Here is a 15,374-nt window from a genome sequence, read left to right on the forward strand (position 1 = left end):
TATTTCAATATGGCGCTTCTGAAACGAATTAACCCTTTCTCCAAAACGAATGATGATACAGGTTTTGGAATCAATGCCGCCGGCTATGGCGGCCGCTTTATCAATAGGGATGGTTCCTTCAACCTCCGTCGGGAAGGCTATCCCTTCTGGCATCGGTTTAGTATCTTTTATGCGCTATTGAATGTCTCGGCCTGGCAATTTATCATTTTCCTGTTCCTATTTTATTTTGCAGTCAACCTATTTTATACCAGTATTTACTGGATGGTAGGGCCGGAGCAACTGCAAGGTGTCAGAGGTGTAACCGCCTGGGAAAAATTCAAGGAACTTTATTTCTTTAGTACAGAAACCTTTACCACGGTCGGTTATGGCAGGGTAAACCCTGTAGGGGATGGGGCAAACTTTGTAGCCTCTATTGAAGCGATGACGGGCTTCCTCTCTTTCGCTATCGTAACGGGCTTGCTCTACGGCCGCTTTTCCCGCCCACGTGCACATCTGCTCTTCAGCGATGATGCGGTGATCGCTCCTTATAAAGATAAAACTGCACTGATGTTCCGAATGGCGTCGCATAAGGAATATCATACCCTAACAGATGTGATCATCCAGGTAAACCTGGCACTCCTGGTGGAAGAAAACGGCCACCTGATCTATAAATATTATGAATTGGCACTGGAAAGGAAGCGTGTCGACAGTCTCTCTATGAACTGGACAGTGGTGCATCCCATTGATGATAACAGCCCTTTACTGGGATTTAATGAGGAGGATATGAAAACGGCGGATGTGGAAGTCTACGTGTTGGTAAGAGGGTTCAACGATGTCTATTCTAATGTAGTACAACAGCGAACTTCCTATACTTTCGAAGAAATAAAGCTAAACCGCAAATTCGTTCCGATGTACCGTGTGAGCAACAATGGACGCACGACCATCCTGGAACTGAATAAATTGAATGCCACCATCTCGGCGGAATCCGAGGCCCATTAGGCCACGGATTCCGCTTTGCGGGATATTAGGAATATTCCCATAAAGGTGAAGAAGCCGTTGATCACGAGCAACTCCAATCCAATCTGGAATTCACCGAAAAATCTTTGTTGATTATTATCTACCACCAAGCAGAGTAACGGCGCCACTATACATACCAATGGTACCAGCTTATCGTTTACTACGCGCTTGGTGAATATACCGAAGGTAAATAAGCCCAGCAACGGACCATAGGTATAAGCAGCGATCTTCAGGATAACCCCAATCATGCTCTGGTTATTGATCCACTCAAACACCATTACAAACAGCAGGAAGGTAAAGGCCATCATCAAGTGTACCCGTTGACGTATTTTTTTCTGCTTTTCCGCCGACCAGTCTGGCCTACGTTGAATACCCAGGATATCTATACAGAAGGAAGACGTGAGGGCCGTCATAGCGCCATCCGCACTCGGGAAGAGGGCAGAGATCAAAGCGATGATGAAGATCACGGAAATCACCGGCGGCATATGATGCAGGGCCAGTTCTGGGAAAATTTTATCTCCCGTAGCGGTAACACCCTGTGAAGCGCCATACAGGTATAATAAGCCTCCCAAGAACAGGAACAGACCAATTACTATGAGCATGATGAAACCTAATACCACTACGTTCTTCTGAGAATCTTTAACAGTAGTTACAGATATATTTTTCTGCATCATTTCCTGATCCAAACCTGTCATGGTAATGGTTATAAAGGCCCCGGCTATAATCTGCTTGACGAAAAACAACTTGCTGTTGGGGTCCGTCACAAAGATGTTCGTTAACCCTTTTTCTTTCATGGCAGCAATACTTTCTCCAAAGCCCAGGTTCATTGAATGCAGAATATAAAACACGCAAATAATCAGGCCGGCCAGCATACAGGTGGTCTGTAAGGTATCTGTATAGACAATGGTTTTTACCCCGCCTTCATAGGTATACAACAGTATCATCGCGAGGATGATCAGGGTTGTTACGGCAAAAGGTACCCCGAAATTCTGCAAGATGGTTTCTTGTAGAATACGCACTACGAGAAACAGCCTCGCAGTAGCGCCCAGGGTTCTAGACAGGATAAAGAAGGAGGCGCCGGTTTTATACGAGGCCACCCCAAATCGATTATTTAGGTAATTGTAAATAGATGTCAACTGCAACCGGTAGTAAAGTGGAATCAATACATAGGCGATTGTCAGATATCCAATCAGGTAACCCAGGGTGATCTGAAAATAGGTAAAGGCATCCTTACCTACCGCTCCCGGAACACTCACGAAGGTGACCCCACTCAGAGAAGTACCAATCATCCCGAAAGCAACCAGCATCCAGTTGCTGTTTCGGTTACCGATGAAAAAAGATTCATTGTTTGAATTACGCCCGGTATACCAGGCTACAATCAGCAGAATGACAAAATATGCAACGACGAATGAAAATAATAACGCTGGCGACATGTATCCGTTTTAGTAAGATGTCAAATATATGGAATCAGCTTTAGTTTTTACTACTTCTAATGTTTGATTTTGTCAAATAAAAAATTTGATTTTGTCAAATTATATTGTAATTTTTATTGATAAACAACTCGCTATGCCTGATATAAATAACCTTGCCGACACGATTTCGAGCTTTAACGGATTTTATGAAGAGATAGCCGCTCTCCTAAATAACCATCGCACCCGTCAGCCACTGTCGGGGGCGGAACTCCGCATTTTATACGAAGTAGCCCGTGGAAATCATCCAAATGCAGGGCAACTGGCCCTTGCTACAGGTACCGATCCTGGATACCTAACCCGCATCGTCCGATCCCTCCAGCAACAAGGCTTGATACTCCGCATCCCAGCGCCTACAGATGCCCGCAGCTTTTCCCTGGGCCTTACCCCGGATGGAGAATCCTTATTGACCACCCTCCACCAGGAAAGTCGCGAAGATATCTTGCGCCTCATCGCCCCGCTCACCCAGCAACAACAGGAACAATTAGGATCTGCCATGAAAACGATCCACCGCCTCTTGGGGAAAGACGAAAGCAGCACCGGAGAAGGTATCATCTTCCGAAATATTATCCTCCCCGGCGATATCGGCTACTTAATTCATCTTCACGGCGACCTCTATGCAAAAGAAAAAGGCTACAACCTGGAATTTGAGGCCTATGTCTGTAAAACCTTCTATGAATTTGTGGCGAGCTATTCACCGGCAAAGGATCGCCTGTTCTTGGCCACTGAAGGCGGCCGCATAGTGGGGGCAGTGGCTATTCTTGGTGCAGGAAGGCTCGCACAACTACGATGGTTCCTCGTGCATCCCGATTACCGGGGCCGCGGACTAGGTAGGAAACTAATCACGGATGCACTGGAATTCTGTCGGGAAAAGCGTTTCCAGACGGTATACCTCATGACCACCAGTATGCAAACTTCCGCCATCGCACTGTATAAGCAGATGGGATTCAGGAAAACAGGGGAGAAGCTGCTCCAGCTTTGGGGCCAGCAATTATATGAGCAACGTTATGATATGGACCTGATGTGATTTTTTCAGATAGCCGCCTCCGTTATAGCATCAGGCATAACGGTGCAAAAGCACGATCTGTCCTAAATGGTAGGAATCATGATCTGTCAGGCCCTGGAGATAATAGATAGCCGTGTTATCCGTGCCAGGAAATACATCAAATAATTCCCCTTCTGGAAACTGACGGATAGCCTTCACGATACTGCCAAAGGAATGCTCCAATCGCTGTATGGTGCCATGCCAATTATCTGGACCATGATTATCCGGTAGGTAGAAGTCGGGCAGGTCCCCGTCCTGCTCAGGCGCTTCATTATGCATATAGCGCTCTACCCGCTGATGCCAATAAATGAGGTGATTGACGATTTGCCAGATGCAGTTGGAATCCTGGAAACGCTTTACTGCCTTATCTGCATCAATGCGGATAAGATGTTCCTTAAAAGTAACCCCTATCCAGGGTTCGCCATTGTAAAGACTTTCCAGTGAATTGGCTACATGTTTTGTAAATGACATACCTGAAAGATTAAGGAATTGATACTCGTTATTCGTAATTTACAAAAAAACCTGGTTATGAATCAACTGGAACTGGAAAGCAACAAAAACGAAGATTCCATTCGTCTGGCTGTAAGTACAATGAAACAGCGCCTTGGTGTCATTGAACAGGGCGGTGGTAAAAAAAGCCTGGAGAAAGTACGGCAACGCGGTAAGTTAACTGCCCGCGAACGCATTGCCTACCTGATCGACAAAGAATCCAAATTTACAGAAATCGGCGCCTTCGCTGCGTACGACATGTACTCCGAACACGGCGGCTGTCCCGCTGCCGGAACCGTTGCGGGTATAGGCTATGTCAGCGGCCGCCAATGCATGATCGTGGCCAACGACATGACCGTTAAAGCGGGAGCCTGGTTCCCCTTAACAGGCAAGAAAAACTTACGCCTGCAAGAAATCGCCATGGAAAACAGGTTGCCTGTAATCTACCTGGTAGACAGTGCCGGGGTTTTCCTCCCTATGCAAGACGAAATCTTTCCAGACAAGGAACATTTCGGTCGTATCTTCCGCAATAACGCACGCATGAGCGCTATGGGCATCACCCAGATCGCTGCTGTGATGGGCAGTTGTGTGGCAGGCGGCGCGTATCTCCCGATCATGTCTGACGAAGTACTCATGGTGGAAGGAAACGGTTCTATCTTCCTGGCAGGCCCTTACCTGGTAAAAGCCGCTATCGGCGAAGACGTAGATGCGGAAACGTTAGGTGGCGCCGTTACCCATACGGAAATCTCTGGGATTGCCGACTACAAATTCAAATCGGACGAAGAGTGCCTGGACCGTATCAAGCATATCGTTGGCAAAATCGGCCATAACACTGGCGCAGGCTACGATCGCATCAAGCCAGTAGCACCGTTATTCCCTGCGGAAGAACTGTACAAACTGATGCCAGCAGAAAGTACGAAACCTTATGATATGCTGGACATCATTCATCGCCTGGTGGATGGTTCCGAGTTTGATCAGTATAAGGAAGATTACGGGAAAAGCATCCTCTGTGGCTACGCCCGTATCGATGGCTGGGCAGTAGGTATCGTTGCGAACCAACGCAAGATTGTAAAAAGTCGCAAAGGGGAAATGCAGATGGGTGGCGTTATTTACAACGACAGCGCCGACAAAGCATCCCGCTTCATCATGAATTGTAACCAGAAAAAAATTCCACTGGTATTCCTACAGGACGTTACTGGCTTTATGGTGGGCAGCAGAAGCGAACATGCAGGCATCATTAAGGATGGCGCTAAACTCGTGAATGCGGTAGCCAATTCCGTAGTCCCTAAAATCACCATTATCATTGGTAATTCCTACGGCGCTGGTAACTATGCCATGTGCGGAAAAGCTTATGATCCACGTTTCATTTATGCCTGGCCCACTGCTAAAATCGCAGTGATGGGAGGAGAACAGGCCGCCAAAACATTACTACAAATACAGGTTGCATCGCTAAAGGCTAAAGGAGAAGAAATCTCGCCTGAAGAAGAAAGCAAATTATTGGCAGCTATCACTGAAAAGTATACTGCACAAACTACTCCATACTATGCCGCTGCTAGATTATGGGTAGATGATATCATCGATCCAGTGGACACACGGTCACGTATATCCGAAGGAATCAAGGCTGCCGAAAACGCACCTATTGAGCAATCCTTCAACGTAGGCGTATTCCAGGTATAGGAATAATGTGTGAATCCACTATCTTCGCCGAATGGCTGAACTCATCATATATACAGACGGAGCATCACGCGGTAACCCCGGTCCCGGCGGTTACGGCGTGATACTCATGTGGGGAAACGTTAGAAAGGAATTGTCCCAGGGATACCGTAAAACCACCAATAACCGCATGGAATTACTAGCGGTGATCACCGGCCTGGAAGTCCTTACCCGCGAGGGTTTGGACATCACTGTTTATACCGATAGTAAATATGTGGTAGACAGTATCGAAAAAGGATGGATATGGGGTTGGGTGAAAACTGGTTTCAAAGACAAAAAAAATAAAGACCTCTGGATGCGGTTTATCCCGCTCTATCGCAAGCATAAAGTAAAAATGAACTGGGTGAAAGGCCATGCCTCGAACCCTTTCAACAACCGCTGTGATGAACTGGCCACGCAGGCCGCCGATAGCGGCAACTGGCTGATCGACACCGGCTTTGAAAGCGGTAACGGATAAACTGCTGTCACACCAAACAGAACCAATTCAATAGTTGAGTTGTAATTATTCCGACAATTCAACTATTGCTTATGTTCGAATGGCTCATCCACACCCTGCAGAAATACCCTGAAATTGCAGTGATGTTAACCCTCATGCTGGGGTACCTAATCGGAAAAGTACGTATCAAAGGCTTTACCCTTGGCACCGTAACTGGTGTACTACTCGTAGGTATTTTCATAGGCACTTATCATATACATATCCCCGATGGCGCCAAAGCCATTTTCTTCCTCTTCTTTCTGTTTTGTACGGGTTATGGTATCGGGCCACAGTTTTTTCAAGCGTTGAGAAAAGACGGGATGCCCATTGCCGTATTTTCATTTATGGTATGTGTCAGTAGTTTGCTACTCTGCTGGATCATCTCGTCCATATTACGTTTTGAAATAGGAACGGCCGCGGGCTTCATGTCTGGCGCCAATACTTGCTCCGCTATTATCGGGGTGGCCTCTAATAGTATTAAGGATCTTAATATCCCGGATTTCGAGAAATCAAAATACTTGGACCAGATACCCGTAGCATATGCCGTTACCTATATTTTTGGTACTGCTGGCACTAGCTGGTTCCTCTCTGTGATTGGCCCCTGGTTTATGTCTGGCAGCAGGGCAAAACTGATTGAAGAAACCAAGCAACTGGAATCGCAACTGGCCGAATCGGCCACGGAAGAAGAAGGCGCTCCTACCAATGCATACGATAAAGTGGCTTTCCGAGCCTATCTACTCAGTAGAGATATTATCGGTGATGGCCAAACAGTAACGGAACTGGAAGATTCCCTCAAGGCCAAAGGTCGTATGCTCTGGATGCTGCGCGTACGGCGGGAAGGGAGGCTGATATCCCTTACGCCGGATCTCATTTTACATGCAGGAGATATCGTAGCAGTAGGAGGGCAGCGGGTTTCAGCCATCGGCGCAGATAGCCTCTTAGGTAAAGAAGTAGCAGATGTTGAACTCCTGACCTTCCCGGTGCAAGATGCCATGGTATATGTCACCAATAGAAGTATTATCGGCCACCATATACGCAGACTCGCTGCTGATCCTTGTTTTAGAGGTATCAGCGTCCGTAAACTCACGAGGGCAGGGATTGAAATCCCTTTATCTCCACTAACGGTGCTCGCCAAAGGAGATGTATTAGAATTAGTAGGTATCCAACAAGACCTAGACAGGGCCATCAAATTACTAGGCTTCAAGGAGAAAACCGGGGTGGAAACAGATATCATTTACATGGCCGGTGGTATCGTAATCGGTGCTTTGGTAGGAGCCCTATCTGTAAAGGTGGGAAAAGTACCCCTGGAACTCAGTACCAGCGGCGGTTCGCTCATAGCTGGGCTCTTTTTTGGCTGGTTACGCAGTGCCAGACCTACTTTTGGCTATATCCCGCCATCTTCGCAATGGGTATTGGCAAAATTGGGTCTGCATGTCTTTATTGCGATAGTCGGACTCACTTCCAGCGAAGGATTCCTGACTGGATTGAAACAGGAGGGTATCACCCTCTTCCTAGCTGGTATCGTATTAAGCCTTTCTCCTATGGTACTGGCGCTTTTTCTTTCCAAATACGTCTTCAAATTTCATCCGGCGGTAGGGCTGGGAGCCTGTGCTGGCGCGCATGACGAGTCGGCCCCACTACTGGCTATACAGGATGCGCTGAATAGTAAGGTGCCCGCACTAGGCTATACAGTAGCCTATGCCGTCGCCAATATCACCCTCACCACTTCAGGGGTCATTATTGTACTCCTAATGAGCCATTGAAAATAAATTTCGCCACTTTTTTAACATTTCTTTTTGTAGATAACAGAATAACCCCTAGCTTTGCGCTCCTATAAGTCTATAGAATTAATAGGGTAATAAAATGAAACTCATGACAGGGAACCACATACGAAGAAACCAACTGCAATGTACTGCTTACTCACCGTGTTGTTGCGATACCCGAATGTATTGTTGATATAGCCGCACCATCAACTAACACCAACTAAATAACAAGGGAAACAGAGCTTGGATACCTGGCGCCGTATAGGAGCTGGGATGACCATTTCATGCTTTTTTAAAACAACAAAACCTCCATAATTAAAATATTATGTCACAACGATTACTATTAGTTTTTCTCGTGTTGCTGGGCCCTGTATTGGGTTACGCACAAACGCGCACGGTAACAGGTACGGTATTGTCGGCACGCGACAAGGCGCCTTTACCTGGAGCAACCGTAGTGGTGAAAGGTACTTCCAAAGGTACTGCCACCAATGTAGACGGTGCTTTTAAATTAGACATCAATGATCCCGCGGCCACCACGCTGGTGGTGAGCTTTATAGGTATGACACCACAGGAAGTGGCTATAACAGCAGCGCCTATACGTATCTCCCTGGAATCTTCCAGTAAGGATATAGATGAGGTGGTGGTGATTGCCTATGGTACTGGTAAGAAGAATTCACTCACGGGTTCTGTGTCACAGATTAAAGGGGCAGAATTGGAAGATCGCCAGATCTCCAGTGTTTCCCGCGGTCTGCAAGGACAAGTAGCGGGTGTGCAAAGTACCGCCCAGAGTGGACAGCCTGGTTCTGATGCTACGATCCGCATCCGTGGTATTGGCTCTATCAATGCTTCTTCTGATCCATTATATGTGGTGGATGGCGCACCATATACAGGTAGTATTAATGCGATCAATCCATCTGATATTGAATCTATTTCTGTACTGAAAGATGCTGCTTCCAGCGCCCTGTATGGTTCTCGCGGTGCAAACGGCGTGATTATCATTACCACTAAGAAAGGGAAAGGCAATGGTACCAATATCAATGCGCGTGTAAGCCAAGGTTATTCTAAACGCGCGGTGAAGGATTATGCGCAGATGAGTACAGAGCAGTATTTCCAATTATATTGGGAAGCCTTACGTAATACAGGTCTTACCAATGGCCTATCGGCAGACGCGGCCGCTGCATATGCCAGCGGCAATGTAGTCGGAGACCTAGGCATCAACCCTTTTGGAACGGCGTATCCTACACCAGTAGGACTGGATGGAAAAATCGTAGCAGGCGCTCACCCGCTCTGGAACGATAACTGGAATGATGCATTACAACGTACTGGGCACCGCACACAGGCGGATGTATCTATCAGCGGTAGTTCCGATAAAGCAAGATATTATGTTTCCGGCGGATACCTGGATGATCAAGGTATTTACCTGGGCTCTGGCTTCAAACGTTATAATGTACGTACCAACCTGGATTTGGATGCTAAGAAATGGTTGAAAGTGGGTATGAACCTCGCTGCTGCACATTCTGACCAACAAGCGCCTCCTTCTGAAGATAGCCGCTCTGATAACTATGTGAACTATGGCAGATTAATGCCATCTTTCTATCCTGTATACCAACGCGATCTTGCAACAGGCGCTTATATCCTGGATGCGAACGGCAATAAGATCTTTGATTATGGCGCTTATCGTCCAAGTGCCAGCAATCCTAGGTCTAACCTGGCACAAACTGCCAATATCGATCTGCACAATGTACTCCTGGACAACGTGTCTGCCCGCACTTTTGCAGAAGCCACTATCTGGGATCAGTTGAAATTTAAGACTACTTACAGCGCCGACTATACGCAGCGCATGACCCATGATTACACGAATCCAACTTTAGGTTTTGATGCACCTATTGGTGGTACCGTAGATCGTGGTAGCTTCCGTACATTCAGTTGGACATTCAACAATATTCTTACCTACGATAAAACCTTCCAGCAGAAACATCATATTAGCTTACTCGCTGGTCAGGAAGCTTATAAATACAAGTATACCTTCATCGACGGAAACCGCTCCGGCTTTGCGCTGCCAGGTGTGAACGAACCTGCTGACGCCTCTGTACTGCTGGGCTACACTGGTTATACCGATGTATTTACTTTATCCAGTTACCTGTCACGTGCAGAATATGACTACAAAGGAAAATATTTCTTCTCTGGATCACTGCGTCGCGATGGTTCTTCCCGTTTCTCTCCAGAAAAACGTTGGGGTACCTTCTGGTCTTTAGGCGGTTCTTGGAAAATGACGGAAGAGAATTGGCTGAAAGAGGCTAAGTGGCTGGATCTCCTGACGCTCCGCGCTAGCTATGGTGCGCAGGGAAATGACAACCTGGGTACTTTCTATGGTTACCAGAAATTATATGTGTCGAACCCCAACCTGGGAGAAGGTGGTACTTACCGCGACGCACTAGCCAATACCAACCTGAAATGGGAAACAAATCTAAACCTCAACGCAGGGGTAGACTGGTCTATGTTTAATAACCGTTTTGGTGGTACGGTAGAATTCTTCCAGCGTAAATCAAAAGATCTGCTGTATCAGTTGCCACTGGCGCCTTCTACAGGTTATCCTTCTATTTCGCAGAACATTGGCGCAATGCGTAACAATGGTATAGACGTAACATTAAGAGGTGTACCAGTGAGAACCAAAGACTTCCAATGGTCTGTTGACTTCAATCTCACCCATTACAAAAATACGGTGACTGCACTGCCGCAGAAAGAAATTATCAGTGGTACTAAAAAGTTGATGGTAGGCCACTCTATCTATGATTTCTATATCCGTCAATGGGCGGGTGTTGATGCTAAAACAGGTGCGCCGCTGTGGTATGTAACAGATCCTACTACCGGCAAGCAAACCACTACTTCCAACTATAGCAGCGGTTCCTTGTATTACTCCGGTTCTGCATTACCAGATGTATATGGTGGTCTGACTAATACCTTCTCTTACCGTGGTATTTCCCTTTCTCTCCTCTGGGCTTACAGTCTGGGTGGAAAGGTACTGGACCAAGACTATCCTCAGTTGATGCATACAGGTAACAATCCTGGTCGTGCATGGTCCGAGGAAATACTCAACCGTTGGACACCACAAAACACCAATACAGATGTACCAAAGCTGACGACCAACAATACGAACTGGACTTCTACCTCCACTCGTTTCCTCTACGATGCATCTTATGCGCGTCTGAAGAATGTGAACCTCAGCTATACATTGCCTAAATCTTTATTAGAGAAGGCGCACCTGAATACGGTAACCGTGTATGTAACAGGCGAAAACCTGATTACCATCTACGGTCATAAGGGGATGGACCCTGAGCAGGCAGTAGCAGGTGTTACTTATTTCCGCTTTCCGGCTATCAAATCCGTATCTGCCGGTATTAATCTGAATTTCTAAAAAACAGCGCCATGAAAAAGAACAGTTATATACTTACAGCGATATTGAGTGTGGGATTGTTGTCGTCGTGCAGTAAAAGCTTCCTCGACCAACAGCCTACCAACCAGGTACCGGAAGATCAGGTATTCACCACCGCAGATAATGTGGAAACGGTTATCAATGGAACCTGGGCTTATGCCATGGAATCATTCTTCACCTATTCCGTACCAGGATATACTTCTATCCTCCGTGCCAGCGATGCCATGGGAGATGATGTAGCGGTGACTACAAAATATGGTTTACGTGATTCCTACACATTTGTAGAAATGGTAGACAATACCAAAAACCGTGTCAGCGCTTACTGGAGCATTCTCTATAAAGTGATTGACAATGCCAATGGCATTATCGCCAATGTAGACAAGGTAACCGGCGACGCTACCCAGAAAGCCCGTCTGAAAGGACAAGCTTATGCGCTCCGTGGTTGGTGCTACTTGACATTGGCATCTTTCTACCAATTTAATCCGATAGTAGATCCTAACGCCAAGGCAGTACCTATCTACCTAACGCCTACCACGCCTACTACCAAAGGCAATCCACGTGCTACCATTAAACAGGTGTACGATCAGGCTATTGCAGATTTACAGGCAGCAGAGCCACTGGTAACAGGATATAGTAGGGGAGACGTGAGCAAAAAATATAAGATCGATCTTAATGTGGTAGAAGGATTGCTGGCAAGAGCCTACCTGCAAACACAACAGTGGAACCTGGCGCAACAAAAAGCTGCTGCTGCTCGCAATGGTTACCCACTGATGGCGGGAACTGAATACGGCAAAGGTTTCAGTGATGTTAGCAACGTGGAATGGATCTGGGGACATCCCCAAACGCCCAACCAGAGCAATGCTAGCTACAACTTCCATTTCCTGGATGTAAGCTCTCCTGGTTCTTACTACTACAGCTTTATGGCGGATCCGTTCTTCAAGAATTACTTTGATAACGGTGACGTACGTACGCAATTATTCGATTGGGATACATTACCATCACAGGAAGGATACCTGCGCTATAAAAAATTCCGTTTCCGTGATCAGACGGCTTTAATCGGAGATCTGGTGTTGATGCGTTCTGCTGAAATGGTGTTGATCCAGGCGGAAGCCTACGCCCGTGGTGGAGATGCAACAAATGCTGCTCTGAAACTGAACGAATTGCGTTCCGCTCGTAATGCATACCAATATGTACCGGGTACTGGCAATCTGATCGATTCCATTCTGATTGAAAGAAGGAAGGAACTCTGGGGAGAAGGATTTTCATTGTCTGATATCATTCGTACCAATGGTACCGTGGTGAGAAAACCATTCACTTCCTACACTGGCGCGGATTCCATCATACAAGTCCCTCGTGCAGACGGTTCTTTCAAGGCGGTGAAGGCAAAAGGTCACAGAACAGTGCGCTTCCCTGATGGAACTTCGTTTGTACCACAAAGTAAATTCTATCTCTTCGCTATTCCGTTATCAGAAGTTCAGAATAATCCGAACCTGAATAACTAGTAATGAAAGCATAAATCTCTTGCCTTTCGCCTCCATTTGCAAAAGGCAATAAAAGCAAACATCTCTTGCCTTTCGCGGTCCATTTGCAAAAGGGAACAAAGGCAAACATCTCTTGCCTGTTGCCCCTGCCCAGCGGGCAGGGGCAACAAAAAAAACAAAAAATGGGATTGACGTCGCAGACGTCAATCCCATTTTTTTGTTCAAATAAAGCCGCTATTTTATGCTTAATAAATAAACGGTATCAACCGCTTCGTATGCTCCATATACGCCCTATAACGATCCCCAAATTGCCCCTGCAATACTTTCTCTTCAATACTAATCCGATAGGAAAAAGCAATGAATACCGGAATAACCACTACGGCTACACTGTACCAGTTATTGTAGGATAAGCCATAGCCGAGAAAGGAGAGGAGAGATGCGGAATAAGAGGGATGGCGAAGGTACTTGTAAAACCCGTCTGTCTTCAGTTGATGACCTTCCCGAATGGTAACCGTCACGGTGAAGAATTTACCAAGAGAGCGAATTGCTGCAAATCGTAATATCACTCCCAATACTACTAACACGAGTCCTGTATAATGCACGGGCCAAAAGTTAGCTGCTATCGGGGCTTTGGTTCGATAACCCAACTGGGAGGCTGCTACCACGGAAATGATGATCACCAACCAGATGACATTCAAACTGTTTTTATCTTGTTGCTGTTTATCCTGCTGACTCGGGCGCAAAAGAACATTGAGTAGAATTTCAGAAGTCAGCCACAATACAAAGATGATAAAGGAAAGGAGATGCATAACAATTGTTTTTAGGGTGCAATAATATACGCAAATTTTACCATGTTACATAATCAATTGGTACTTTGTAACTTTGGGTATCAAATCTTACATTACGATAAAATACGGAACTATGGAAAATCTGCAGGAACTCATACAGTCATCCACTCCATTGCTGATAGATTGTTTTGCCACCTGGTGCGGCCCTTGTAAGATGGTACCGCCCATTTTGCAAGAAGTGAAAGAAAAACTAGGGGATAAGATTCGTATTGTAAAGATAGACGTAGACCGAAACCCACAGCTCTCCAACCAATGGCAGATCAGTAGTATTCCTACTCTGCTATTATTCAAAGAAGGCCAACTGCTTTGGCGGCAAAGCGGAGTTGTGCCTGCCCATCAATTGATACCATTGCTACAACAATATGTAAAATAACGGAGGCGTAAAATCTTCCATCTGTTTCCCCTGCCCGCAGGGCAGGGGAAACGAAAAAAATAAGCAAAGAGAAGGGACGTCGCAGACGTCCCTTCTCTTTGCTTATAAAAAAATCAACCTTCGTTAGATATTACTATAAAAACTGCGTAGCTCCCTATCCAAATCCGAATAAATCGGCTTGGTAAACTCCAAAAATAACTGATCCGGCGGAGGCGGCGCCATCTCCCGCCCACCCATCAAGCGCTTGTCATCATCAGAAAGCGCACGGGAATCACCTCTATACGTACCAAACTCATTTACCCAAGTATAACTACCTGGAATGCGGTTCTGCCGGATAGCTTGGCCATTGGCGGTATTGATGATACGGTAGTCCAGCAATCCTTTTGATACCACTGTTTGTTTGGTCAAAAAGAGTGTAGCCTTTACCGTTATATACTTCTTAATTTCTTTACCAGTGGAGTCTTTTGTAACACCGTCTACAATTTCTCTGCTAACATCGCGCTGGGTGCGGTCTACGTAAGTCTGACCTACTATGAAATCATAGAAGCGCAGTTCCAGGTATTGATCTGCTGGCACTTTGTTTTCTGCGGCGTAGCGCTCATCAAAAAACTGTACGAACCGATTGATCTGCTGTTGCTGGATATTGCGTACGAGGTAATCGCGGAATTGATCGGCGGAGAACTGGAAATAGGGGGAACGCACTTCGAGTTGACTAATCACTACTCTTACCACACCCATTTGAAAAGCCTCTTCCATGAGGGCTTTGGAGTTTTTGTAGTTGTTGACCAGCTTGAGGGCGGCACCAAATTCATCATATGCTTGTCTGGCGCTAACTTTATCACCTCTGTCCAGTAAAATATTTCCGCGCTCATAGCGGGCTTCTGCGGCGTTCTCCTGGGCGCCTGTAATGGCGGAGGAGTAGTCTTTTGGCTTCACCACCTCTAGCGCAGCAGGGCTCCCATTAATAACATTATAGAGGCGCTGCATCGCACGGTATTCACCTCTGATGTTTTCCCATTTGAGTTGATTATTGGAAACTAGCATTTGGCTGACACGATCTTCATGCAGCTTCATGGAGTGCTCATATGCAGCAGGAAGGAGTTGTCGGGCCTTGCTATCGGACGGACGACGCTGTAGCTTCTTTACGAAGGTTTCCACGGCCTCATCATAACGACCTTTGTTATATAATTTTTCTCCGGAGCGGCATGAAAATAGCAATGCCACCACTGCACAACAGATCAGTGTGCGCAGCGTTAGGAATGATAGGTTCGGAAGTTTCACTGGAATGC

Annotated in this window: 12 protein-coding genes; 8 read left to right on the forward strand and 4 right to left on the reverse strand. The window is 46.3% G+C overall.

Going from position 1 to position 15,374, the window contains the following annotated elements; genetic code table 11:
* The first annotated feature begins 9 nt into the window (after positions 1–9).
* Positions 10–978, forward strand: a complete 969-nt coding sequence (locus JO154_RS14035) for an ion channel (RefSeq protein WP_291946518.1) — start codon at positions 10–12, stop codon at positions 976–978.
* Here the strand turns inward: JO154_RS14035 and JO154_RS14040 are convergent.
* A complete protein-coding gene (locus tag JO154_RS14040; RefSeq protein WP_291946520.1) occupies positions 975–2,429 on the reverse strand; it encodes a sodium:solute symporter in 1,455 nt (484 codons plus the stop codon). The genes JO154_RS14035 and JO154_RS14040 overlap by 4 nt on opposite strands.
* 133 nt (positions 2,430–2,562) lie before the next feature.
* On the opposite strand from JO154_RS14040, the gene JO154_RS14045 reads away from it, so the two are divergent.
* Complete coding sequence (locus JO154_RS14045) at positions 2,563–3,492, forward strand: helix-turn-helix domain-containing GNAT family N-acetyltransferase (RefSeq protein ID WP_291946522.1); 930 nt, start codon at positions 2,563–2,565, stop codon at positions 3,490–3,492.
* Positions 3,493–3,522: 30 nt separating this feature from the next.
* On the opposite strand, the gene JO154_RS14050 is transcribed toward JO154_RS14045, so the two are convergent.
* Entirely contained in the window at positions 3,523–3,981 is a 459-nt protein-coding gene (locus JO154_RS14050) for a DinB family protein (protein ID WP_291946524.1), read from the reverse strand.
* Between the two features lie 57 nt (positions 3,982–4,038).
* On the opposite strand from JO154_RS14050, the gene JO154_RS14055 reads away from it, so the two are divergent.
* From JO154_RS14055 to JO154_RS14075, 5 genes are all read left to right on the forward strand, one after another.
* Complete coding sequence (locus JO154_RS14055) at positions 4,039–5,676, forward strand: carboxyl transferase domain-containing protein (RefSeq protein WP_291946526.1); 1,638 nt, start codon at positions 4,039–4,041, stop codon at positions 5,674–5,676.
* 31 nt (positions 5,677–5,707) lie between these two features.
* Positions 5,708–6,169 (forward strand): ribonuclease HI, encoded by a 462-nt coding sequence (rnhA, locus tag JO154_RS14060; protein WP_291946528.1) that lies wholly within the window; start codon positions 5,708–5,710, stop codon positions 6,167–6,169.
* 71 nt (positions 6,170–6,240) lie between these two features.
* A complete protein-coding gene (gene aspT / locus JO154_RS14065) occupies positions 6,241–7,950 on the forward strand; it encodes an aspartate-alanine antiporter (RefSeq protein ID WP_291946530.1) in 1,710 nt (569 codons plus the stop codon).
* A 325-nt stretch (positions 7,951–8,275) separates the two neighbouring features.
* Positions 8,276–11,365 carry a TonB-dependent receptor gene (locus JO154_RS14070; protein WP_291946532.1) on the forward strand — a complete coding sequence of 1,030 codons (3,090 nt, stop codon included), beginning with the start codon at positions 8,276–8,278 and terminating at the stop codon, positions 11,363–11,365.
* Positions 11,366–11,376: 11 nt separating this feature from the next.
* Positions 11,377–12,885 (forward strand): RagB/SusD family nutrient uptake outer membrane protein, encoded by a 1,509-nt coding sequence (locus JO154_RS14075; RefSeq protein WP_291946534.1) that lies wholly within the window; start codon positions 11,377–11,379, stop codon positions 12,883–12,885.
* A gap of 224 nt (positions 12,886–13,109) precedes the next feature.
* Here JO154_RS14075 and JO154_RS14080 read toward each other — a convergent pair whose 3' ends face one another.
* Positions 13,110–13,673 carry an isoprenylcysteine carboxylmethyltransferase family protein gene (locus tag JO154_RS14080; RefSeq protein WP_291946536.1) on the reverse strand — a complete coding sequence of 188 codons (564 nt, stop codon included), beginning with the start codon at positions 13,671–13,673 and terminating at the stop codon, positions 13,110–13,112.
* Between the two features lie 112 nt (positions 13,674–13,785).
* Between JO154_RS14080 and trxA the strand changes: the two genes are divergently transcribed.
* Positions 13,786–14,085 (forward strand): thioredoxin, encoded by a 300-nt coding sequence (gene trxA / locus JO154_RS14085; protein ID WP_291946538.1) that lies wholly within the window; start codon positions 13,786–13,788, stop codon positions 14,083–14,085.
* 123 nt (positions 14,086–14,208) lie between these two features.
* Here the strand turns inward: trxA and JO154_RS14090 are convergent, their stop codons facing one another.
* On the reverse strand, positions 14,209–15,366 hold the full coding sequence (locus JO154_RS14090) for a hypothetical protein (protein WP_291946540.1): 1,158 nt from the start codon (positions 15,364–15,366) through the stop codon (positions 14,209–14,211).
* Positions 15,367–15,374 lie beyond the last annotated feature (8 nt).

Origin of the sequence: Chitinophaga sp., from assembly GCF_019236475.1 — a bacterium.
Classification (GTDB): Bacteria; Bacteroidota; Bacteroidia; order Chitinophagales; family Chitinophagaceae; genus Chitinophaga.